The organism is Salmonella sp. SSDFZ54, assembly GCF_004010735.1.
In the GTDB taxonomy this organism is placed as follows: domain Bacteria; phylum Pseudomonadota; class Gammaproteobacteria; order Enterobacterales; family Enterobacteriaceae; genus Salmonella; species Salmonella enterica.
The window spans coordinates 971,708-994,125 of the sequence record NZ_CP034819.1; the positions used below are offsets into that span (position 1 = coordinate 971,708).

23 protein-coding genes and 1 pseudogene are annotated in these 22,418 nt (G+C 52.2%); 9 read left to right on the forward strand and 15 right to left on the reverse strand.

Features of this window, described 5'->3' with window-relative positions; genetic code table 11:
- Positions 1 to 82: 82 nt before the first annotated feature.
- Together pgk and epd are read right to left on the reverse strand one after the other, a co-directional pair.
- Positions 83 to 1,246 (reverse strand): phosphoglycerate kinase, encoded by a 1,164-nt coding sequence (gene pgk, locus EOS97_RS04655; protein WP_000111274.1) that lies wholly within the window; start codon positions 1,244 to 1,246, stop codon positions 83 to 85.
- 21 nt (positions 1,247 to 1,267) lie between these two features.
- Positions 1,268 to 2,314, reverse strand: a complete 1,047-nt coding sequence (gene epd / locus EOS97_RS04660) for an erythrose-4-phosphate dehydrogenase (protein WP_000218327.1) — start codon at positions 2,312 to 2,314, stop codon at positions 1,268 to 1,270.
- Positions 2,315 to 2,687: 373 nt separating this feature from the next.
- Between epd and EOS97_RS04670 the strand changes: the two genes are divergently transcribed.
- The 5 genes from EOS97_RS04670 to EOS97_RS04690 are packed head-to-tail and all read left to right on the forward strand — an operon-like array spanning position 2,688 to position 5,740.
- Positions 2,688 to 3,113, forward strand: a complete 426-nt coding sequence (locus tag EOS97_RS04670) for a PPC domain-containing DNA-binding protein (RefSeq protein ID WP_000218564.1) — start codon at positions 2,688 to 2,690, stop codon at positions 3,111 to 3,113.
- Between the two features lie 25 nt (positions 3,114 to 3,138).
- Entirely contained in the window at positions 3,139 to 3,717 is a 579-nt protein-coding gene (locus tag EOS97_RS04675) for an ECF transporter S component (protein ID WP_000124001.1), read from the forward strand.
- The gene (locus tag EOS97_RS04680) at positions 3,718 to 4,425 is read left to right on the forward strand and encodes an energy-coupling factor transporter transmembrane component T (protein ID WP_000553271.1); all 708 of its coding nucleotides are present in this window, start codon (positions 3,718 to 3,720) and stop codon (positions 4,423 to 4,425) included.
- Entirely contained in the window at positions 4,413 to 5,090 is a 678-nt protein-coding gene (locus EOS97_RS04685; protein WP_001805225.1) for an ABC transporter ATP-binding protein, read from the forward strand. The genes EOS97_RS04680 and EOS97_RS04685 overlap by 13 nt, the downstream gene beginning before the upstream one ends.
- Positions 5,084 to 5,740, forward strand: a complete 657-nt coding sequence (locus tag EOS97_RS04690; protein WP_000956906.1) for an ABC transporter ATP-binding protein — start codon at positions 5,084 to 5,086, stop codon at positions 5,738 to 5,740. The genes EOS97_RS04685 and EOS97_RS04690 overlap by 7 nt, the downstream gene beginning before the upstream one ends.
- Before the next feature lie 43 nt (positions 5,741 to 5,783).
- On the opposite strand, the gene tkt is transcribed toward EOS97_RS04690, so the two are convergent.
- Positions 5,784 to 7,775: a transketolase gene (tkt, locus tag EOS97_RS04695; protein ID WP_000098650.1), complete on the reverse strand. Its 1,992-nt coding sequence runs from the start codon at positions 7,773 to 7,775 to the stop codon at positions 5,784 to 5,786.
- Positions 7,776 to 8,050: 275 nt separating this feature from the next.
- On the opposite strand from tkt, the gene EOS97_RS04700 reads away from it, so the two are divergent.
- Positions 8,051 to 8,809 carry a M48 family metallopeptidase gene (locus EOS97_RS04700; RefSeq protein ID WP_000701825.1) on the forward strand — a complete coding sequence of 253 codons (759 nt, stop codon included), beginning with the start codon at positions 8,051 to 8,053 and terminating at the stop codon, positions 8,807 to 8,809.
- A 100-nt stretch (positions 8,810 to 8,909) separates the two neighbouring features.
- On the opposite strand, the gene speB is transcribed toward EOS97_RS04700, so the two are convergent.
- From speB to EOS97_RS04735, 6 genes are all read right to left on the reverse strand, one after another.
- Complete coding sequence (speB, locus tag EOS97_RS04710) at positions 8,910 to 9,830, reverse strand: agmatinase (protein WP_000105550.1); 921 nt, start codon at positions 9,828 to 9,830, stop codon at positions 8,910 to 8,912.
- A 204-nt stretch (positions 9,831 to 10,034) separates the two neighbouring features.
- Positions 10,035 to 10,961, reverse strand: coding sequence for an alpha/beta fold hydrolase (locus EOS97_RS04715; protein WP_077906537.1), 927 nt, complete (start codon positions 10,959 to 10,961; stop codon positions 10,035 to 10,037).
- A 223-nt stretch (positions 10,962 to 11,184) separates the two neighbouring features.
- On the reverse strand, positions 11,185 to 11,679 hold the full coding sequence (locus tag EOS97_RS04720; RefSeq protein ID WP_001805224.1) for a YhcH/YjgK/YiaL family protein: 495 nt from the start codon (positions 11,677 to 11,679) through the stop codon (positions 11,185 to 11,187).
- Positions 11,680 to 11,717: 38 nt separating this feature from the next.
- Positions 11,718 to 12,725: an Ldh family oxidoreductase gene (locus EOS97_RS04725; protein WP_000104231.1), complete on the reverse strand. Its 1,008-nt coding sequence runs from the start codon at positions 12,723 to 12,725 to the stop codon at positions 11,718 to 11,720.
- Positions 12,726 to 12,738: 13 nt separating this feature from the next.
- Entirely contained in the window at positions 12,739 to 13,755 is a 1,017-nt protein-coding gene (locus EOS97_RS04730; RefSeq protein WP_000853913.1) for a zinc-binding alcohol dehydrogenase family protein, read from the reverse strand.
- A gap of 2 nt (positions 13,756 to 13,757) precedes the next feature.
- Positions 13,758 to 15,230, reverse strand: a complete 1,473-nt coding sequence (locus EOS97_RS04735; protein WP_000379527.1) for a mannitol dehydrogenase family protein — start codon at positions 15,228 to 15,230, stop codon at positions 13,758 to 13,760.
- Positions 15,231 to 15,879: 649 nt separating this feature from the next.
- On the opposite strand from EOS97_RS04735, the pseudogene EOS97_RS27410 reads away from it, so the two are divergent.
- Positions 15,880 to 16,203: pseudogene (locus tag EOS97_RS27410) on the forward strand (hypothetical protein).
- Positions 16,169 to 16,435 (forward strand): hypothetical protein, encoded by a 267-nt coding sequence (locus tag EOS97_RS27415; protein WP_023165945.1) that lies wholly within the window; start codon positions 16,169 to 16,171, stop codon positions 16,433 to 16,435. Before EOS97_RS27410 ends, EOS97_RS27415 begins: the two are co-directional and overlap by 35 nt.
- Before the next feature lie 78 nt (positions 16,436 to 16,513).
- Here EOS97_RS27415 and EOS97_RS04745 read toward each other — a convergent pair whose 3' ends face one another.
- From EOS97_RS04745 to EOS97_RS04770, 6 genes are all read right to left on the reverse strand, one after another.
- On the reverse strand, positions 16,514 to 17,314 hold the full coding sequence (locus EOS97_RS04745; RefSeq protein ID WP_001576357.1) for a FadR/GntR family transcriptional regulator: 801 nt from the start codon (positions 17,312 to 17,314) through the stop codon (positions 16,514 to 16,516).
- A gap of 153 nt (positions 17,315 to 17,467) precedes the next feature.
- Complete coding sequence (locus EOS97_RS04750; RefSeq protein ID WP_000032798.1) at positions 17,468 to 18,199, reverse strand: hypothetical protein; 732 nt, start codon at positions 18,197 to 18,199, stop codon at positions 17,468 to 17,470.
- Positions 18,200 to 18,343: 144 nt separating this feature from the next.
- Positions 18,344 to 20,320 (reverse strand): biosynthetic arginine decarboxylase, encoded by a 1,977-nt coding sequence (gene speA / locus EOS97_RS04755; RefSeq protein ID WP_001278580.1) that lies wholly within the window; start codon positions 20,318 to 20,320, stop codon positions 18,344 to 18,346.
- Positions 20,321 to 20,328: 8 nt separating this feature from the next.
- Positions 20,329 to 20,460: an acid stress response protein YqgB gene (gene yqgB, locus EOS97_RS04760; protein WP_000729109.1), complete on the reverse strand. Its 132-nt coding sequence runs from the start codon at positions 20,458 to 20,460 to the stop codon at positions 20,329 to 20,331.
- Between the two features lie 85 nt (positions 20,461 to 20,545).
- On the reverse strand, positions 20,546 to 20,695 hold the full coding sequence (locus tag EOS97_RS27420; protein ID WP_001751809.1) for a hypothetical protein: 150 nt from the start codon (positions 20,693 to 20,695) through the stop codon (positions 20,546 to 20,548).
- A 59-nt stretch (positions 20,696 to 20,754) separates the two neighbouring features.
- Positions 20,755 to 21,054: a hypothetical protein gene (locus tag EOS97_RS04770; protein WP_001543499.1), complete on the reverse strand. Its 300-nt coding sequence runs from the start codon at positions 21,052 to 21,054 to the stop codon at positions 20,755 to 20,757.
- A gap of 55 nt (positions 21,055 to 21,109) precedes the next feature.
- Here EOS97_RS04770 and metK point away from each other — a divergent pair, with 55 nt between their 5' ends.
- On the forward strand, positions 21,110 to 22,264 hold the full coding sequence (gene metK / locus EOS97_RS04775; protein ID WP_001062140.1) for a methionine adenosyltransferase: 1,155 nt from the start codon (positions 21,110 to 21,112) through the stop codon (positions 22,262 to 22,264).
- Positions 22,265 to 22,418 lie beyond the last annotated feature (154 nt).

The window sequence follows — 22,418 nt, forward strand, 5'->3', positions numbered from 1 at the left end:
TCGGGCTTTGGGAAAAAACACGGGCCGCCCTGAATGTCAGATCGGCGATAAATCAACGGGCAGGAATCCCTGCCCGTAACGATTACTTCTTAGCGCGCTCTTCGAGCATCGCTACGGCTGGCAGAACTTTACCTTCCACGAATTCGAGGAATGCGCCGCCGCCAGTAGAAATGTAGGAAATTTTGTCAGCAATGCCGAACAGGTCGATTGCCGCCAGGGTGTCGCCGCCGCCAGCGATGGAAAACGCTTCGCTATCAGCGATGGCATTCGCCACGATTTCAGTCCCTTTACGGAAGTTCGGGAACTCAAACACGCCAACCGGGCCGTTCCACAGAATGGTTTTGGCATTCTTGAGGATTTCAGCCAGCTGCTGAGCGGAAGCATCGCCGATATCCAGGATCTGCTCGTCTTCTTTCACGTCGTTAACGGATTTCAGAGTCGCCGGTGCGGTTTCGGAGAACTCGGTGGCAACGCGAACATCGGTCGGAACCGGAATATCGCAAGTGGTCAGCAGACGTTTTGCTTCGTCAACCAGGTCAGCTTCGTACAGGGATTTACCGACACTGTGGCCCTGAGCGGCAACGAAGGTGTTGGCGATACCGCCGCCGACAATCAGCTGGTCAGCGATTTTAGACAGGGAATCCAGAACGGTCAGTTTGGTAGATACTTTAGAACCACCAACGATAGCCACCATCGGACGAGCCGGTTCTTTCAGCGCTTTACCCAGCGCATCCAGTTCAGCGGCCAGCAGCGGGCCTGCGCACGCAACATCAGCAAATTTGCCGATACCGTGGGTAGAAGCCTGCGCGCGGTGCGCGGTACCAAAGGCGTCCATCACGAATACGTCACACAGGGCGGCGTATTTTTTAGACAGCGCTTCGTCGTCTTTCTTTTCGCCTTTGTTAAAGCGAACGTTTTCCAGAACCACCAGCTCACCTTCGGCCACGTCAACGCCGTCCAGGTAATCTTTGACCAGGCGAACCGGGTTAGACAGTTTGTCTTTCAGGTAGTTAACAACCGGCAGCAGAGAGAATTCTTCGTTGTACTCGCCTTCGGTAGGACGACCCAGGTGGGAAGTTACCATCACTTTCGCGCCCTGTTTCAGAGCCAGTTCAATGGTCGGCAGAGAAGCGCGGATACGCGCGTCGCTGGTCACTTTCCCTTCTTTAACAGGTACGTTCAGATCCGCACGGATAAAAACGCGTTTCCCGGCCAGATCCAGATCGGTCATCTTAATTACAGACATGGTGAATCCTCTCAATGATGCTTAAAGTTTTGTCGACGCTGACGCGTCGAGCCTGAAACCAACTGCGGCCATCGCTAACGTGGTGTCGAGCATCCTGTTAGCAAAGCCCCATTCATTATCGCACCAGACCAGCGTCTTGATCAGGTGGGCGCCACTGACCCGGGTTTGCGTGCCATCAACAATGGCGCTGTGCGGGTCGTGGTTAAAATCTATCGAGACCAACGGTGATTCCGTATAGTCAACTATACCATGAAATGCACCTTGTGCTGCTTTTTGCAGCAACTGGTTGACTTCACTGGCTTTTACTGGTTTTTTCACCGTTACGCTTAAATCGATCGCCGTCACATTAATGGTTGGAACGCGCACCGCAATCGCCTCAAAACGGTCGTTAAACTGCGGGAATATACGCGTAATGCCTGCCGCCAGTTTTGTATCTACCGGGATAATCGACTGGCTGGCCGCGCGCGTGCGCCGCAGATCGGAGTGATACGCGTCGATCACCTGCTGATCGTTCATCGCGGAGTGGATCGTCGTGACGGTACCAGACTCGATGCCGTAAGCATCATCCAACAATTTAATGACGGGAATTATGCAATTCGTGGTACAGGACGCGTTTGAGACAATACGATGTTCCGCACGCAGTTGGTTCTGGTTCACGCCAAAAACGACGGTGGCGTCAAGATCGTTGCTGCCCGGATGAGAAAAGAGCACTTTCTTCGCGCCTGCGGCAATATGCGCCTCGCCATGCTCCCGGTTGCCATATACGCCCGTACAATCCAACACGACATCCACGCCCAGTTCGCGCCACGGCAGATCCGCCAACTTTCGTTCATGCAGAATACGAATGACATCGTCACCGACAAAAAGCTGCTCGCGCTCGTGGCGAACCTCCCATGCAAAACGCCCGTGGCTGGTATCGTATTTCAACAAATGCGCCATGCCTGCGGCATCCGCCAGCTCGTTGATGGCCACCACGGTAATTTCCGCCCGACGTCCGGATTCATACAAAGCACGAACCACGTTACGCCCGATGCGACCAAAGCCATTAATCGCTATGCGTACGGTCATAGGTCTCCTGCAAGGCTATCCCGATTCAGATGAGGCTGACAGAGTAATGCAGCTCATCGTCGAGTAAAACCTCACCTGTCGCAAACTGCGACTGATTGGTTAATTGTCGAACATTTAATTAACTGAAACGCTTCAGCTAGAATAAGCGAAACGGGGAATAAAAGGAACGTTTGTCCAGTCGAAGAAGACAGTTATCTGACCTGCATCACATTTCATGGCCGCTTACGCTGCAATTTATTCCATATTTAAGAATCACCAGTACATCCGTCAGATCTTTTCATCGTCGCGTCACAAATACTGATTTATATCAGAAAGCGCTGTCGCCAGCGTCTATATTATCAGCGCCACGTCCGAGTCTCGGAGTCCTGTAACGATGACTGTATCTCACCACAATGCCTCTACAGCGCGCTTTTACGCGCTTCGTCTGCTTCCCGGCCAGGAAGTGTTTTCCCAATTACACGCCTTTGTGCAACAGAACCAATTACATGCCGCCTGGATTGCAGGGTGTACCGGCAGTCTGACCGACGTTGCGCTGCGTTATGCCGGGCAAGAAGCGACCACATCGCTCACCGGCACGTTTGAAGTTATCTCGCTAAACGGCACGCTTGAATTGACCGGCGAGCATCTGCATCTCGCGGTATCGGATCCCTACGGGGCCATGCTCGGCGGCCATATGATGCCAGGGTGTACCGTGCGTACCACGCTGGAACTGGTTATCGGCGAGCTGCCAGCGCTGACGTTCAGCCGTCAACCGTGCGCCATTTCCGGTTATGACGAACTGCATATTTCTTCCCGTTAATTGACGACTCTTTAAGAGGTACTTTATGGCGCGTCGCCCATTTTCCAGCCAGTCTCTGGTGCTGATTGTCATCGCTATTGCCATCAATATGATTGGCGGACAGCTTATTAGCATGTTGAAGCTGCCTATTTTTCTCGACTCGATCGGCACCTTAATTAGCGCGGTACTGTTAGGACCGTTCATCGGCATGTTGACTGGGCTTCTGACCAACTTGCTGTGGGGGCTGCTTACCGATCCTATCGCTGCCGCGTTTGCCCCGGTAGCGATGGTTATCGGTCTGGTCGCCGGGTGGCTGGCGCGCGCAGGCTGGTTTCGTACCCTGCCCAAGGTGATCGTCAGCGGGGTCGTCATTACGTTAGCGGTGACGCTGGTCGCCGTACCGCTTCGTACCGCGCTTTTTGGCGGCGTTACCGGCAGCGGCGCTGATTTGTTCGTCGCCTGGATGCATTCAATGGGCCAAAACCTGGTGGAGTCAGTCGCGATTACCGTCATAGGCGCTAATCTGGTCGATAAAATTCTGACGGCGATCATCGTTTGGGTGCTGCTGCGTCAGCTACCGTTACGTACGACACGGCATTTTCCTGCGATGTCAGCCGTACGCTAAATGCATCCGTTTACCTCGTTAACCTTATGGGCGCTGGCGGCCTGCACCACGCTGCTACTCCCTGCGCAGACCGTGCTCCCGGTTTATAGCGCGGCGGCCTTCCTCTGTCTGCTGGCGCTGAAATCAACGCGGCGGCGGGCGAAGTATGTCGCCTGGCTGATGCTGTCTTTAGGGTTTGGGCTATGGCTGGTACATGGCGGTTGGCTAACGGAATGGATAAGCGGGCAGCCTCGCGATCCGCAGCGCTGGGTATATGCCGTTACGCTATGGCTACGTCTGCTGGCGATCGTGTCGACGTCGCAGCTATGGATGCAGTATGTGCCGGTTCAGCGGTTTATTCGCGCCCTGTTCGCTTCACGTCTGCCACCCGGCATCGCTTACCTGTTCGCTGGCCCGCTGCTGGTCGTCGAACAGCTCAAACGACAACTGACGATTGTTCATGAAGCCCAGCGCGCGCGCGGCGTACCGCTGGATGAAGGCTGGTATCAGCGGCTACGGGCGATGCCTGCGCTGATCGTGCCGCTTACGCAAAATGCGCTTAACGATCTGACAATACGCGGCGCGGCGTTGGATATGCGGGGGTTTCGGCTGCATCGAGCCCGAACCACGCTGTGGGCGCCGAAAGATAGCGTGTTACAACGGGTTGCGCGGTATGGCATGGTACTGCTAATACTGGCGGAAGCGGGAGTATGGATATGGTTACGTTAGAGCAGTTTCGTTATCTTCCGTCCGATGCGACACGCCCGCCGGCATGTTTTGATTTCCACTATTCAACACCCGGAATAGTGGCGATAGTCGGCGATAACGGCAGCGGAAAAAGTACGCTGGCGCAACTGATGGCTGGCTGGTATCCGGATTATCTCCCCGGTGATATTGACGGCACAGGCTTACTGCTTGGCGTCCCTATCGGGCGGCTCCCGCTGGTAGAACAGTCGCCCACCATCCAGTTGGTGCAGCAATCGCCATATTTACAGCTTTCCGGCTGTACCTTTAGCGTAGAGGAAGAGGTGGCGTTTGGCCCGGAGAATCTCGGCCTCCATGAAGCAGAAATTCTACGGCGCATTGACGAGGCGCTGACTCTGACAAACTGCCAGTCGTTACGCCATCGCCATCCCGGCACGCTCTCTGGCGGCGAAACGCAGCGGGTAGTGATTGCCAGCGCGCTTGCCATGCAGCCCAGGCTATTAGTTCTTGATGAAGCCTTCAGTCGACTGACCTCAGCGGCCACCGGGACGCTGCTGGAACGGTTACAACAGTGGGCGCAGGAACGTCATTCTCTCATTGTGCTTTTTGAACGTAATCACTTTCCTTTTCTGACGCGATGCCAGCGGGTATGGCAATTGCGCGACGGAGCGCTAACCCCATTATGTTGACGTTAAATCAGGTCGCTTATCGCTGGCCGGATGCCGCAGCCGACTGTCTACACGCCATCTCGCTTGAGCTTCATGACGGCGAATGGCTGGCGTTGACCGGCGATAACGGCGCGGGAAAATCAACGCTGTTACGGATTATGGCCGGCCTGCTTTCCCCCACTTCCGGCTCGGTTACGCTTAATGAAGAGCCGATTGCGCAGCTTAAAAATCGTCAACGCGCCGCCGCTATCGGCGTACTCTTTCAGGAAGCGGAAAACCAGATTTTCCACAGCAATATCGCGCAAGAGGTCGCTTTTGGGCTGAAACTACAACGCTTATCGGCGGAGGAAATTTCACGGCGCACGCAGGCCGCGCTGCGGTTATGCCAGCTAACGGACGTCGCCGAGGCGCACCCGCTTGATCTGCACGCCGCGCAGCGCCGGATGGTGGCGGTCGCCAGTCTGGAGGCGATGGCGCCGCCGGTGTTATTACTGGATGAACCCAGCCGGGATTTTGACGCCCACTGGCTAACCGTATTTGAACACTGGCTGGCGACATGCCGGGCACGGGGAACCAGCGTCGTGGCGATTAGCCATGACGCTGCGTTTACCCGGCGTCATTTTTCACGGGTGGTACAGCTGGAAAACGGCAGGTTGTCAAAGGGGGAATAAAAAACGGGTCGCCGAAGCGACCCGTTTTATGCCGTATTAAGGATTACAGCAGCGCTTTCGCTTTGGCGATCACGTTGTCCACCGTGAAGCCAAACTCTTCAAACAGCAGCTCTGCCGGGGCGGATTCACCGAAGGTGGTCATGCCGACAATAGCGCCGTTCAGGCCGACGTATTTGAACCAGTAGTCAGCGATACCCGCTTCAATCGCCACACGCGCAGAGACCGCTTTCGGCAGGACAGCTTCACGGTAGGCCGCATCCTGCTTGTCGAACGCGTCGGTGGACGGCATGGAAACCACGCGCGCCTTCACGCCTTCGGCAGTCAGTTTTTCGTAAGCGGCAACCGCCAGCTCAACCTCAGAACCGGTCGCAATGAAGATAATCTGCGGCTGGCCCGCACAATCTTTCAGTACGTAACCACCGCGGGCGATATTCGCCAGTTGCTCTTCAGTACGTTCCTGCTGCGCCAGGTTCTGACGGGAGAGGATCAGCGCGGTTGGGCCATCCTGACGCTCTACGCCATATTTCCACGCCACCGCGGATTCCACCTGGTCGCACGGACGCCATGTGGACATGTTCGGCGTTACGCGCAGGCTTGCCACCTGCTCGACCGGCTGGTGCGTCGGGCCATCTTCGCCTAGACCGATGGAGTCGTGGGTGTAAACCATCACCTGACGCTGTTTCATCAACGCTGCCATACGCACTGCGTTACGGGCATATTCGACGAACATCAGGAAGGTGGAGGTGTACGGCAGGAAACCGCCGTGCAGGGCGATACCGTTGGCGATAGCGGTCATACCGAATTCGCGCACGCCGTAGTGAATGTAGTTACCTGCGGCATCTTCGTTGATAGCCTTAGAACCAGACCACAGGGTCAGGTTAGACGGTGCCAGGTCAGCGGAGCCGCCGAGGAATTCCGGCAACAGCGGACCGAAGGCTTCGATGGCATTCTGGGACGCTTTACGGCTGGCGATTTTGGACGGGTTAGCCTGCAGTTTAGCGATGAACTCATTCGCTTTCGCATCGAAGTCAGCCGGCATGTCGCCTTTCATACGACGGGTGAATTCAGCAGCTTCCTGCGGGAAGGCTTTCTCATAAGCCGCGAATTTCTCATTCCATGCAGACTCTTTCGCCTGGCCGGCTTCTTTCGCATCCCACTGGGCGTAGATTTCAGACGGGATTTCGAACGGCGCGTATTTCCAGCCCAACTGTTCGCGGGTCAGCGCGATTTCCGCGTCGCCCAGCGGCGCGCCGTGGGAATCGTGGGTACCCTGTTTGTTCGGCGAACCGAAGCCGATGATGGTTTTGCACATCAGCAGGGACGGTTTGTCAGTCACGGCGCGAGCTTCTTCCGTGGCGCGTTTAATGGCGTCGGCATCGTGACCGTCAATGCCACGGATAACGTGCCAGCCGTAGGCTTCAAAACGTTTCGCGGTGTCATCGGTGAACCAGCCTTCAACGTGACCATCGATAGAGATACCGTTGTCATCATAGAACGCGATCAGTTTGCCCAGTTTCAGAGTACCAGCCAGAGAGCACACTTCGTGAGAAATGCCTTCCATCATGCAGCCGTCGCCCATAAAGACGTAGGTGAAGTGGTCAACGATGTCGTGGCCAGGACGGTTAAACTGCGCCGCCAGAGTTTTCTCGGCAATCGCCATCCCGACGGCGTTGGCAATACCCTGACCCAGCGGGCCAGTAGTGGTTTCAACACCAGCGGTGTAGCCCACTTCCGGGTGACCAGGGGTTTTTGAATGTAGCTGACGGAAATTCTGCAGTTCGGACATCGGCAGGTCATAACCGGTGAGGTGCAGCAGGCTGTAAATCAGCATTGAGCCGTGGCCATTGGACAGCACGAAGCGGTCGCGGTCGGCCCAGGACGGGTTGGTCGGGTTGTGGTTCAGGAAATCACGCCACAGGACTTCGGCAATGTCAGCCATACCCATCGGGGCACCCGGGTGACCGGATTTGGCTTTCTGTACTGCGTCCATGCTCAGCGCACGAATAGCATTGGCAAGCTCTTTACGTGAGGACATTTTGACTCCAGATCGGATGTTGAAAGGCCATGCCCGTAACGACTTGACGACAGCGCGTTTTGGGCTACGCCGGAAAATTTGCCAACAATTTACCCCAAGCCGCGCGTCATGTACATGGAACATCCTTTTACCGCTTCAGAAATCTCCGGATCGTGCTCGCATGTTGCGCAATTAGCTAACTTGCCTGCCACGCTTTTCTTTATACTTAACCCAGGCGCTAATTCATCTGCAACGGGCGCATTTCAAAATAATATTAATTCGTATGGAAGAGAAAAATGAAAATTCGCGCTTTACTGCTTGCTTTGGGCATGGCGACGGTGCTGACCGGTTGCCAGAATATGGACTCTAATGGACTGCTTTCTTCGGGCGCTGAAGCTTTTCAGGCCTATACGTTAAGCGATGCGCAGGTAAAAGCGCTGAGCGATCAATCCTGTCAAGAGCTCGACAGCAAAGCGAAAATCGCGCCGGCGAGCAGCGAATACGCTAAACGACTGACAAAAATTGCCGCCGCGCTGGGGGATAACATTAACGGCCAGCCGGTGAACTATAAGGTTTACGAGACGAAAGACGTCAACGCGTTTGCCATGGCGAACGGTTGTATTCGCGTCTACAGCGGACTGATGGATATGATGACCGACAACGAAGTTGAAGCCGTGATCGGCCATGAAATGGGCCATGTCGCGCTGGGTCATGTAAAGAAAGGGATGCAGGTCGCGCTGGGCACTAACGCCGTGCGCGTCGCGGCGGCATCGGCAGGAGGAGTAGTCGGCAGCCTGTCGCAATCGCAGCTTGGCGATCTTGGCGAAAAACTGGTGAACTCGCAGTTCTCGCAGCGTCAGGAGTCCGAAGCGGATGATTATTCTTACGATCTGTTGCGCAAACGCGGTATCAGTCCGGCAGGACTCGCCACCAGCTTTGAGAAACTGGCAAAACTGGAAGCGGGTCGTCAAAGCTCAATGTTCGACGATCACCCGGCGTCCGCCGCACGCGCACAGCATGTGCGCGATCGTATGAGCGCAGACGGGATCAAATAATCCCCAAACAGCGCCGGATGGCGGCGTGAACGCCTTATCCGGCCTACAAGCATCAATCAGCTGTAGGCCAGATAAGCGCAGCGCCATCCGGCAAAACAACTTACTCGCCTTTCTTCGCCGCCTGGATATAGAGCATTTCTAATGCCAGCGTCGCGGCCGCCAGAGCGGTGATCTCCGACTGATCGTAAGCCGGCGCGACTTCCACTACATCCATACCGACAATGTTCAGATCTTTCAGACCACGTACCAGCTTAATGGCGCGATCGGAGGTCAAACCACCGATCACCGGCGTACCGGTGCCAGGCGCAAACGCCGGGTCCAGACAGTCGATATCAAAGGTCAGATAGACCGGCATATCGCCGACGATCTGTTTCACCTGAGCGAGAATATCATCCACGCCGCGATCGTTGACCTGGCAGGCATCCAGCACGGTAAAGCCATTGTCTTTGTCAAACTCAGTGCGAATACCGATCTGTACCGAATGATGCGGATCGATCAGGCCTTCTTTCGGCGCGGTGTAGAACATCGTGCCGTGATCGAATTCGCAGCCGTTAGCGTAGGTATCGGTATGCGCGTCAAAATGTACCAGCGCCATTTTGCCAAAATGTTTCGCGTGGGCGCGCAGCAGCGGCAGCGTGACGAAGTGGTCGCCGCCGAAAGAGAGCATACGCTTGCCTGCAGACAGCAGTTTTTCAGCGTGCGCCTGTAATTTTTCGCTCATTTCACGGGCATCGCCAAACGCATACACCAAATCGCCGCAGTCCACGACGTTCAGGCGCTCGCGCATGTCAAAATTCCACGGGAAACGGTGATGTTCCCAGGCGAGGTTGGTCGACACCTGACGGATCGCCGCCGGGCCATGACGGCCGCCAGCGCGACCGGACGTTGCCATATCAAACGGTACGCCAGTGATCACCCAGTCGGCATCGCTGTCATACGGCTGGAAGTTCATTGGCAGACGTAAAAAACCAAACGCATTAGAAACCAGTGAGTTATCGTACTGATGACCTAAGGTGCTCATGGCAAAAACCTCTTCTTAGTCAATATAAAAAAACCCTCCCGCGTCGTTAGGCCCGACGAGGAAGGGTTTGAATTTGTTTACGGCTCAAAGTTTACTCTGACAGACCGCATTATTGAAGTCAGTTTAGCCAGGTACAGTAGACAACGCCCGAAAAAAATATATATCCAGCGCAAATCAGTAGGCTCATACGTCCATCGCGGCCAGTTAAGAGGCCTTAGGGATTTGCCGCTGTAAAAACTCAAGCACTAATGCGTAAAACAGCGGTGTTTTTCCTGGCGTCAGGAAAATGGCGTGACCGCTACCGGGAATGAGGGTCATCTCCGCCTGAGGCAGCAGCCGGTACAGCTCGGTAACTTCTTCAACGGTGAAAAATTCATCCCGGTCGCCGTCCAGTAATAGCACAGGAATGTGGATTTTTTTCACCTCTTCTTCCGCCAGCGATGTGGGCGTTGTCCACATTGGCCAGACACCTTTGAGGAACGTGCGCCAGTAGTCTTTTTGCTCTGGATGATGCATGTTCTGATAAAATTTAACCATCCCGGGCGCATCCGAAGCCATTTTATCCAGATCGCGATCCGTCAATTGCCCCTGAGGCATTCCTTTACCATAAAAAATTTCCATCCCCTGCATGTAATGGGTCGTAGCAAAGCGATGCGTTGCGCCGCCGACGATAGCAGCGCGCGCTAGATCCGGGTATCGGCTGGTTAACTTCAGAACGACCATGCCGCCATCGCTGTAACCCATCACCAGCGGTTTTTCCAGCTTCAGCGCTTTAACAAAAGCCGCCATATCTTCCGCCATCAGATCATAACTAAACGTTCCTTGCGGGTTATTGGTCAATCCATGTCCACGACTGTCCGGCATGATGACGCGAAAATATCGAGATGCCTCTTTCGCTAATCCCTGCCAGCTTTTCGCCGTCAGACCACCACCGTGAATCAACAGCAGCGGAGGCCCCTCGCCCTCTTCAACGTAATGAATTTTGATACCATTCGCTTCCACAAATTTATCTTTGTCCATCGTTGTTGCTGAAGCATTTATTAAAAATATAATATTGATAATAAAAATAAATGCTAATTTAAAAATATGATTCATAACACCTCGCCAATCACTTTCCGTGTAAAAGACCATATTATTCAGATTGAACAAAAAACAATATCAAAATCGATTCGTATCATTTTCACTTATTTACCGGGGAGACCCCGCATCCTCTTTTTACAGAACGTAAAAAGCCTTTCCGCGATTAGCCTCAACGCGAAAAGGCTCTGAAGTCAGAAAAGTGCCACCTTATTCATTCTGGCTGTAATTCAGGATGACTTGAAGGTCCTTTCCTGAATTGCATTTGGCGCTTTCTTTATTCCTTCGTCTGACAGGGCGAGCTTAACTCGCTAAATGCCGTGGCCGGAATTTTCACAATCGCTTTTTTAACCGGCGCAGGTTTACCACGCGTACAAAGCGGACGGTGGATCTGGTTGGGATAAAAAAGCGCGAAATCGCCAGGATTTAATGTAACGAACTGCTCATTAGCGACACATTCAGGAAAGATGATGTCATCAGGAAGATGCTCAAGCTCCTTTATCCTGGTATCAATTTTGTTGGAATAGCCAATCTCCTCATAACCGCTTAGTAAAATCTGAACATCGATATATTTTTTATGAAGTTCAGCTTTGCGGTTTAACGAAGAGTGTGTTTCTCCTTCGCTTATCATAAGAAATGACTCCGGGAAAGAAAGTTCATATCTACCAGCAGGCTGATCTTCAGCTATCTTCACCGCTTCGATGATAAGTTTTTTAATAATGTGGTTAACGTAAGGTAATAAAGTAAGCTGCTCTATATTTCCATATAGCATACTATAGTTATCCTAAATAATGGTCGTGATTATAATTATCAGCCAATCAGGTACTGGTAAATACCTTCAGCCACAGGAATACCTTCTTTTAAACATTTTTCTTTATAGGCGATTTGCGGATCGTTTGGCGCCAGCACTTTATCAACACCGGGCATCGGTTTTACAGCCCTTAGCTCATTGACCATTGTGCTCATTATTGAGGAAAACAGCGGATTGCCCAACATCTGCGGATCAATAACGATAACCAGACTCGCTAACTTGCGCATCTTGTCATAGTCGCCATACATCCGAACAATATGGTTGCTAAAGTTTGCCCCCATCAGGACGCCCGTGAGCGCATCAATCGCCAGGGCAATACCAGAACCTTTGTGTCCGCCAAAGGGCAGCAGATTTTCAATTTTATGCGGATCGGTCGTGATATGTCCCTCTTTATCCAGCGCCAGGCCGTGACCTATTGGTTTCCCGGTTTCTTTGGCGTGCAGAATTTTACCAAACGCAATGGCGCTGGTCGCCATATCGACGATCATCGGATGGCTGTCTTTAACGGGGAAGCCGAAGGCGATTGGGTTAGTCCCCAGAAAGCGCTCCGCGCCGCCATACGGCGCAACACAGGTATCCGTTTGCGTCATGGCGATAGCCACCATTCCCTGGCTTGTCGCCTGCTCAATGAACCACGAGAGCGCGCCGCAGTGGGACGTATTTTTGACGCTGACGAAACCCAGCCCCGTCTCTCTCGCCAGACTAATAGCGTGATCTGTCGCCTTTATCAGCGCGCAGTGTCCCATTCCATCATCAGAGTCCAGAATAGCGACTGAAGGCGAAATCTGTTCGATGCTGAATGTTGCTTTTGGATTGAGCCCGCCTGCGTTCAGGCGGGTACAATAGTGCTCTACGCGAATAACGCCGTGGGAGTGAACGCCGGTAATATCGGCATGAACCAAAACGTCGGCTACCTGCTGCGCCGTTTGCGCGTCAAGACCCGCCTGGGTGAGTTTATTAAACGCCAGCGCTTTCAATTCATTTTCTTTGACTAATATTGTTGACATAACTATCCCGCTATTAAAATTTGATAACGCCTTTAACCAATTTTTTGTTTTCTACCACGTTCTTCTGGTACTGGTTGCCGAACGTATAGAAATCGAATTCCTGGTTTTTCATCATTGTTTCGCTAATAGCGCCCTGAGCCATTAGCTCAATGACACATTCGAAGTCTTCCCGCGTCGCGTTACGGCTGCTCAATAGCGTGGTCTCTTTTTTATGGAAGGTCGGATCGTCAATGACGAGCTCGCCGATATACAGCCCGATGAAGACGATTTTTCCGCCGTGACGAATCAGATCGACAGCGCGGCTCATGGAGGATTTATTGCCGGTGGCATCAAGCACAGTGCCGGCTAATTCACCGGAGAAACAGGCTTTCAGCGCATCAATATAGTCGTCTGACGACGGATCGAGCGTTGCAACGCCTACCTTTTCGGCGACCAGACGACGGCGTTCGGCGTCAATATCAGCTACCGCGACGCGAGCGCCTTTGGCTTTTGCTATCGCGGCGGCGGCCAGCCCAATCGGCCCGGCGCCGACCACCACAATGTTTTGCTGCGGCTTCACGTCAGCGCGGCGTACTGCATGGGCGCTGATGGCGAAACACTCAACCAGCGCGCCCGCGCTGTCGGTGAGGTTATCCGACAGTTCAACCAGATTTTGTTCACGAACGGCCAGATATTCGCTAAAGCCGCCGTCCTGGTGAACACCATACAGCGAGACGTTCTCACAGCAGTTGGTTTTTCCTTCCCGGCAGGCTGCGCAAGCGCCGCAAGGAATACAGGGAATAACGCTATAGCGTTGGCCGACCTTCGCCGTGCTGCACGATTTACCTAACATTTCAGCCACGCCGCAAATTTCATGACCCAGCACGCGCGGATAGGCAAAAAAGGGCTGGCGACCGGCAAACGCATGGATATCGGTGCCGCAAATACCAACCGCTTTAATTTTTAACAGTACTTCATCGTCTTTTAAATGAGGAATATCCCTTTCAATGTATTCGATATTTCCCGGATTATTACAGATAAGCGTTTTCATACTTAACCCTTTGAAGATAAACGGTGAATGGTGGCCGTGACGCCATGTAATTCAATATGGTTAAAGGCCTGCTGAATGTTGTTTAAAAAGTCTGCGTTGTCGCTGGCCAGCGTTCCAAAGATGCTATTTATCTGCAGCAAAGACAGCGCTTGTTCCCATCGCGTGTTTTTATTTTTAATAGCCGCATTGAAGGTATCATTGAGCGGGTCGGCCACACTCTGCCCCTGAGAGAGTGTATTAATGACGTAATGGAGCCAGCCCGCAATCAGCGTCGCCAACGCCCTGCCCTTAACGCCGCGCGCCTGGAGCGTCAGATAAGGATCGACGGCCCGCTGAGGCAGCTTCTGAGAACCGTCCATCGCAATCTGTCCGGTCTTATGTTTAATATTCGGGTTGCTGAATCGCTCAATGAGCAACTGCGCATATTGATGTACATCTACCGCCAAATTCGGGCGCAGCGATTTTGCCTGCTCTTCCGTCATTAAATGATGTACGGCGGTTTTAAAAGCGTCGTCTTCCATGCACTGATAGATAAACTCATATCCAGCCAGGCTGCCGTTATAGGCGAGAAACGAATGGCTGCCATTCAGCATACGAAGTTTCATTTCTTCATAGGGAAGCACGTCCGAGACGAACATCGCCCCTGCTTTATCCCAGTCAGGACGACCGGCAACGAAATTATCTTCGATAACCCACTGACGGAAATCCTCGCATACGATGCCGCAGGGATCGGCAAAACCGATCTGGTCTTTAATCATGTCAAATTGCTCTGGCGTCATTGCCGGCACGATGCGATCGACCATGGTGCCAGGAAAGGTGACATGCTTCGCTATCCAGGCCGCCAGTTGCGGATCAAGATTATCGGCAAACGTAACGATCGCCGTTTTGGTCAAATGACCGTTTTCCGGAATGTTATCGCACGACAGTACACTAAACGGGGGAAGCCCTTGCTGGCGGCGTATCCGTAGCGCTTCGACGATCAGTCCGAGTGCTGACCGGGGATGTTCAGGATCGGCAAGATCGTGTTTGATGAGCGGATGGCTGAGATCGAGCGTTCTGGACCGTGGATCGGTGCAGTAACCTTTTTCCGTTATCGTCAACGAAACAATTTTTACCTGCGGCTCAGTCAGCTTCTCGATCGCCGCCTGAATACCTGACTTCGGCGTATGCAACGCGCCGGTGATGGTACGAACCAGGCGACTATTGATGGCGCTGGCTGACGTTTCCACCACTGAAAACAGCCCCTGTTGCGCATTTAGCGCATCCACCAGCTCCGCATCGCCGAACAGATTTAGTTCAAAAATCCCCCAGCGGTTGCCGGTTATCTCATTCGTGAGATCGTTATAAACAGCCTGATGACCACGGTGAAAGGCGCCAAATCCAATATGTACGATGTTGGCTTCCATTCCCTGACGTGAATAAGTCGTTTTGAATTGGTGCCTTGCGGCGTCTAACTGGCGAGCTATGGTGTCCATGAATTTTTCCCACTCCTGTTTTGTTTACCAATTCTGCTTAAACACCATACCAAAATCCGTGAATATGATCACACTCATGGCACCATATTCTTTACCCTGGTATGCTGACTAATAGCCAATGAATAAAAATAATTTATTTATCAATTAGTTATAAAATGCACTTCTCAGGATAAATTTTACGATTCACAAAATCGTGATTTTGATTAGAAGAATCGGCCACGAATTGGCATACCACCCATACAATCCGAAATCATTAAATACCATGAAAAACAATCTCTTATTAAATAACGCGCCCGCTGCGAGCGTATATGTTACGCATGATTGGTTCAATAATTACCCGAAACACAGCAAACCAAACCTGATAATTTGTCTAGTGAATTAATGAACTCAATTTATTATCAGCATCAACGTTAACCTAAGAACATCAGTTACGGTTTTGATCATCCGGGTCGCTGCTAAAGCGATGAGGAGTAAGCCGCCTTTAGACGTAATTGGCAAATTAATCCATTGATTGAACACAGGAAAAAATTGATGAAGACGCAGATTAGGCACGTTGAAACAAAGCTTTCAAAGCCCCTCTGGCCGAGGTCTTAGTTGACGCGAAACATGGCATAATAGCCATTTCGAACTGGTAACCACGACGATTACGCTGGAAGACGGTTCAACTGGCACCGGATATTCCTATACCGGCGGAAAGGGAGGGTATGCAATTAAAGCGATGATCGACCACGATCTTGCCCCGGTACTGTCAGGGAAAGAGGGCGCTGCGATTGACGATATCTATGACTTTATGGAATAGCATATTCACTATGTGGGTTGCGGAGGCATCGCGTCGTTTGCGATGTCTGCGATGTCTGCGATGTCTGCGATGTCTGCGATGTCTGCGATGTCTGCGATGTCTGCGGTGGATATCGCCCTTTGGGATTTGAAAGGCAAACGTGAAAAACTGCCGCTGTGGAAAATGGCTGGTTGAAGGCGGCGCGTCTGTCGACGAATGGCGGTCGTTTGGTATGCTCGCTCGGTATGCAGGAATTACACGTCAGCCTGGTTTCCGCATTCGAGACTGGCTGACTGGAGGTTCACAGCTTCCCGATCAATATACCAAACATCCGCTGGTGGTCGACAATTATCGCGCCGTGGCACCAGACACCTACGGCATTGGCGTAGAGTTTGACTGGGATAAGCTGAGCGTTTACGAAGCCTGATTCCCTCTCTCCGGGCTTGTTTTTGGCGGCAGGCCCGGTTAATCGCTGACAAAAATGTCATCCGCCTGAAAATAGCCGTCAGGTGGCGAAGAAAAAATCATCAAAATCTTCCAGCGAATCATCCTGTTGGAAGATTTTTACCAGCTCATTTTTACTGTTTTCAAGATGGGTCCACGAAGCCTGTCTGGCCTGCTCAGCATCGCGTTTTTGCAATGCAAGGAAGATACTACGGTGATCTTCCACCCATTTCATTCTTAACTCTTTCTTATGTAAATACTTATAGTTTAACTGCTTCCAGCGCGGATTTTCGGTCCTGACAGCCCGCCACAGCTCGGCAGATTGTTTCATTAATACACGATTTTGCGTGGATTCCGCGATGATATTGTGGAACTGGCGATCCAGTTCTTCAAATTTGTCGCTGTCGCCGCCAATCTGCTTTTCCTGCTGCTCAATAATACGTTTAAGCTGCTTAAGTTCATTAAATCTGATTTGCGTAGCGGCAAAACCGGTGATGTTACTTTCGATGACCTGCCGGGCCTGTAGCAATTCAAAGGGGCCAATGTCTGAGTAAGGCAAGAGCGCTTTTTGATTGATTTTTTCCAGACTATCAATAAAGTAAGTGCCTGCGCCTTGCTTAACCTCTACCACTCCCTTCAGCTCAAGCATAATAATCGCCTCACGAATCGTCGTGCGGCTGGTTTGAAAACGCTCGCTGAGTTCTCTCTCCGCCGGAAGTCGCTCGCCAGCTTTAAATACCCCTGAATAGAGTAGTTCTTCTATTTGCAGCCCTATATCAAAATAGCGCCGCTTGGTTAAAATTTGTTCCATGCACATACCTATGTAGACAGCAATTGCTCCACTTGAGGGTAGTGTAAACAAATCCTAATGTTTATGGTAAACAATTTCCCTGCCAGAGAGTGGTCGTTTCTTTCCCGCAACCTACGGCTATGCGCGTCACACAGTCCTTCCCCACCAGACTCGGCAGGAAAGGTGCTGATTCCCATAACGCATATTTGACGTTTGATGCCGGGTTTATTTGCGGCAGGGCGGCGGCGCATACCCGTTGTTGTCCGCCGGGAAAGCCTGCGAGGAACAAGGCGGTAGCGTATTTGTTGCTTTACCCTGCAATGCAAAAGCGGCAAAGCCAATGACGCCGATGTTGCGTACGTCGCCCTGCGCGGAGTGGGCCGCATAAGCGTCAGCTACGTCGGCGAACTGGAATGCCGCCTCAGTGTGTTTATCTTTGCGAAACCCTTTAATCGCCAGTGAATCGCCGGCGTTAACAATATAGCCATGATGATTCAGCGAGCCTGCTTTTCCGTTCAACACGTCCAGGCCATCAACCGTTGCGACGATTTCGTAATTGGTATCATGACTGTAATTACGGATATATAACTGATAGTTCATCCCTGATCTTGCAGGAATACTATATTGCCATTGTCCCATTGATGCGTTGTAGCGACGAGTAATTGGAATCGAATTAAAATTAGCGTCGCGCACAGCATATTCAAGATCGCTGATACGTATACTATAAACTTTATCGTAACCTGACGGATATTGAGTGGAGTAATTTATTATCACCATTTCGGCAGGTTCTCGATCGGCACGTTCTACCGAAACGCTTTGTACCGATGAATACACGTCGCCGCCCCAGGCGGTGCCGACGTCGGATGAAGAGCCATTATTAGATTGCATTCCGCTGGAACAGCCGCCTAACAGCAAAAACAAGCCAACAATGACGGCATTAAATTTAAATTTGCTCATACTCACACCCCTTTTTAATTATTAGGGGGATTGTAGGCCCATAAAATCATATAGAGAAGAGACGCCGCTGATAATTAAGAATTTATAAAATATAAAAGGGTCGACTTAAATAATTAAATCGACCCACAAGCGGAATACTCTTAATTACTCATCTTCAAGATAAGTATAACCGTACAGTCCCGCTTCAAATTCCTCAAGGAACTGCTGCTGCAACGCATCGTCCAGATCCGTCTGTTTTACCTGGTCGCGGAAATGCGTTAACAGCGTTTTTGGATCCAGTTGCACATATTGCAGCATATCCGCAACGGTATCGCCTTCGTCCGACAGCTCAACCTCGACGCTACCATCCGGGAAGACAAACACGTCAACCGCTTCAGTATCGCCAAACAGGTTGTGCATGTTACCGAGGATCTCCTGATAGGCGCCGACCATAAAGAAGCCGAGCATCGGCGGATTCTCTGGATCGTATTCCGGCATCGGCATCGTCGTGGCGATACCGTCGCCATCGATATAGTGGTCGATAGCGCCATCGGAATCACAGGTTATATCCAGCAGCACGGCACGACGTTCCGGTACCTGATCTAACCCTTCCAGCGGCAGTACCGGAAAGAGCTGATCGATTCCCCACGCGTCCGGCATCGACTGGAACAGCGAGAAGTTGACGTACATTTTGTCCGCCATCCGCTCTTGCAGTTCGTCGATAATTGGACGATGCGCACGGTTTTGCGGGTCCAGTTGCTTCTGCACTTCATGGCACATGCTGAGATAAAGTTGCTCCGCCCAGGCGCGCTCCTGCAAACTAAACGCGCCGGAAGAGTAGCCGATATGAATATCGTGCAGATCCATTTGGCTATCATGCAGCCATTCACGCAGCGAGCGGCGGGTGCCAGGCTTATGCATCTCCTGCCAGGTTTCCCACAGATTTTGCAGCGCGCGCGGCGCATCTTCAGCAGGGGCAGTCGGATCCGTGTATTCGTTACGCTCCACGCCGATAATGTTAGAGACCAGTACCGTATGGTGCGCAGTGACGGCGCGCCCAGACTCGGTAATCACCGTCGGATGCGGTAAACCATGCTCTTCGCAGGCATCGCCAATCGCCCAGATGATGTTATTGGCATATTCGTTCAGGCCATAGTTCACCGAACAGTCGGACTGCGAACGGGTACCTTCATAATCCACGCCCAGACCGCCGCCCACGTCGAAGCACTGGATATTAACGCCCAGCTTATGCAGCTCAACATAGAAACGCGCGGACTCGCGCACGCCGGTCGCGATATCGCGAATGTTCGCCATCTGCGATCCCAGGTGGAAGTGCAACAGTTGCAGACTGTCCAGACGCCCGGCGTCACGCAGGGTCTCCACCAGTTGCAGCACCTGCGTCGCCGCCAGGCCGAATTTTGATTTTTCGCCGCCGGAGGATTGCCACTTACCGGACCCCTGAGAGGCCAGACGCGCACGCACGCCCAGGCGAGGAACCACGTTCAGGCGCTCGGCCTCTTCCAGCACAATCGCGATTTCAGACATCTTTTCGATGACCAGATAAACCTTATGGCCCATCTTCTCGCCAATCAACGCCAGCCGAATGTATTCACGGTCTTTATAACCATTACAGACGATCACGCTACGGGTCATGCCGGCATGCGCCAGCACCGCCATCAATTCCGCTTTTGACCCCGCTTCCAGCCCCAACGGTTCACCGGAATGGATAAGGGACTCGATCACGCGGCGATGCTGATTGACCTTAATCGGGTAAACGAGGAAGTAGTCGCCGTTATAACCGTAAGATTCACGCGCACGCTTAAACGCCGCGTTAATTGAACGCAAACGGTGTTGCAGGATCTGTGGGAAGCAGAACAGCGCCGGCAGACGCTGACCTTGCGCTTCGCGCGCTTTCACCAGTTTGGCAAGATCGACACGCGCTTCCGGTACGTCGGGATCGGGGCATACGCTAATATGGCCCAGCTCGTTGACGTCGTAGTAGTTATTGCCCCACCAGGCAATATTGTAAGTGCGCAGCATCTTGCTGGCTTCCTGGGAGCTCATTGCAACCTCCTGCATGGAGCGTAGTACACCCTGTTCGCCTGCTGACGAAGGCGAACCCATAGACATGTCGTCAGACATAGCGAACCTCAATTTTTATTAGCAAGTGTAAAACAGTTGACTACTATCGCAATCCGAAGACGCGATAACAACCCATAGACAAGCGGATTTTCCAGCAGATAGCGCTGATGCTCCGCCTGCGCGACCGGTTTCTTTTTCATATCATTGTAAACACGTAACCGAACTCACAGATAACGGTTCGGCGAAACCACGAGAAAACTCTTGCGTTAACAAGAGCGCCCTTGTTCAGTCTTCAGCGCCATTGCCGGCTCTGGAATCCTGAGAAGCGCCGAGATGGGTATAACATCGGCAGGTATGCAAAGCAGAGATGCAGATTGCGGGGGACATGCGCGCACCAGAACGATGCGACAGATTCAGCAGAATACAACGGTTCATTATCTCGTATCACCTCCACGGCCGCCTCGTAAGACGAACCCACAAGCCAAAGCAACGTTTTAACCCGGCTGGAAGTGGCGACACGAAGAAAACGTCGTGTGCTTTTGTATGAGCCGCGCGTCGCGTTTTATACCCAGAACGCAGAAAAAAAGCAAAGCATAAATGCGCATAATGTCAGCATTATCAGAAACGTTTACCGCCTGATTTTGACCGACATTGCGACGGCCTTCAAAAAAAGCTGGAAATTGGGCGAAGAAGTGACCTAAAATAGCCGTCCAGATGTTAATCCATCCATACTGATTAACACTCAGACTGCCAGTGTCAGTAACCTTCAGACTCATGGTAGAATCTTCTGTCATGACTATTCCGCACAACAGTTTGAGCTAACTAAATTCTCCTTAGGTGAAATTAAATATGGCAAAACACCTTTTTACGTCTGAGTCCGTATCAGAAGGGCATCCTGACAAAATCGCAGACCAAATCTCTGATGCCGTGTTGGACGCTATCCTGCAACAGGATCCGAAAGCACGCGTCGCCTGTGAAACCTACGTTAAAACCGGCATGGTTTTAGTTGGCGGTGAGATCACCACCAGCGCCTGGGTCGATATCGAAGAGATTACCCGTAATACGGTGCGCGAAATTGGCTATGTGCATTCCGACATGGGCTTTGACGCCAACTCTTGCGCGGTACTGAGCGCAATTGGCAAACAGTCTCCGGATATCAACCAGGGCGTTGACCGCGCAGACCCGCTGGAACAAGGCGCGGGCGACCAGGGCCTGATGTTTGGCTACGCGACAAATGAAACCGACGTACTGATGCCTGCGCCAATCACCTACGCGCACCGTCTGGTACAGCGTCAGGCTGAAGTGCGTAAAAATGGCACCCTGCCATGGTTGCGTCCGGATGCAAAAAGCCAGGTCACTTTCCAGTATGACGACGGCAAAATCGTCGGTATTGACGCCGTGGTTCTCTCTACGCAGCACGCAGAAGATATCGACCAAAAATCGCTGCAAGAAGCGGTGATGGAAGAGATCATCAAACCCATTCTGCCGTCTGAATGGTTAAATACGTCCACTAAGTTTTTTATCAACCCAACCGGGCGTTTTGTTATCGGCGGCCCGATGGGCGATTGTGGTCTGACCGGTCGTAAGATCATCGTTGATACCTACGGCGGTATGGCGCGTCACGGCGGCGGCGCCTTCTCCGGTAAAGATCCGTCTAAAGTTGACCGTTCTGCAGCTTACGCTGCGCGTTATGTCGCGAAAAACATCGTGGCGGCAGGTCTGGCGGATCGCTGTGAAATCCAGGTCTCCTACGCTATCGGCGTAGCGGAGCCGACGTCCATCATGGTGGAAACGTTCGGTACTGAAAAAGTGCCTGCTGAACAGTTGATTCTGCTGGTGCGCGAATTCTTCGACCTGCGCCCGTACGGCTTGATTCAGATGCTGGATCTGCTGCACCCGATCTACAAAGAAACTGCGGCTTACGGCCACTTCGGTCGCGAAAACTTCCCATGGGAAAAAACCGACAAAGCGCAACTGCTGCGCGATGCTGCCGGTCTGAAATAATCGCCCGCGCCTGACGCTGTTTTTCAGTCAGGTAAACCATACCGTACTTATCAAGGCCAGCGCCCTGCTGGCCTTTATCATTGCTGATACACGCAACGTTATCAGATATTCCAGCGTGAATTTATACTGACCTTTTTGTGATGCGCAGCACAAT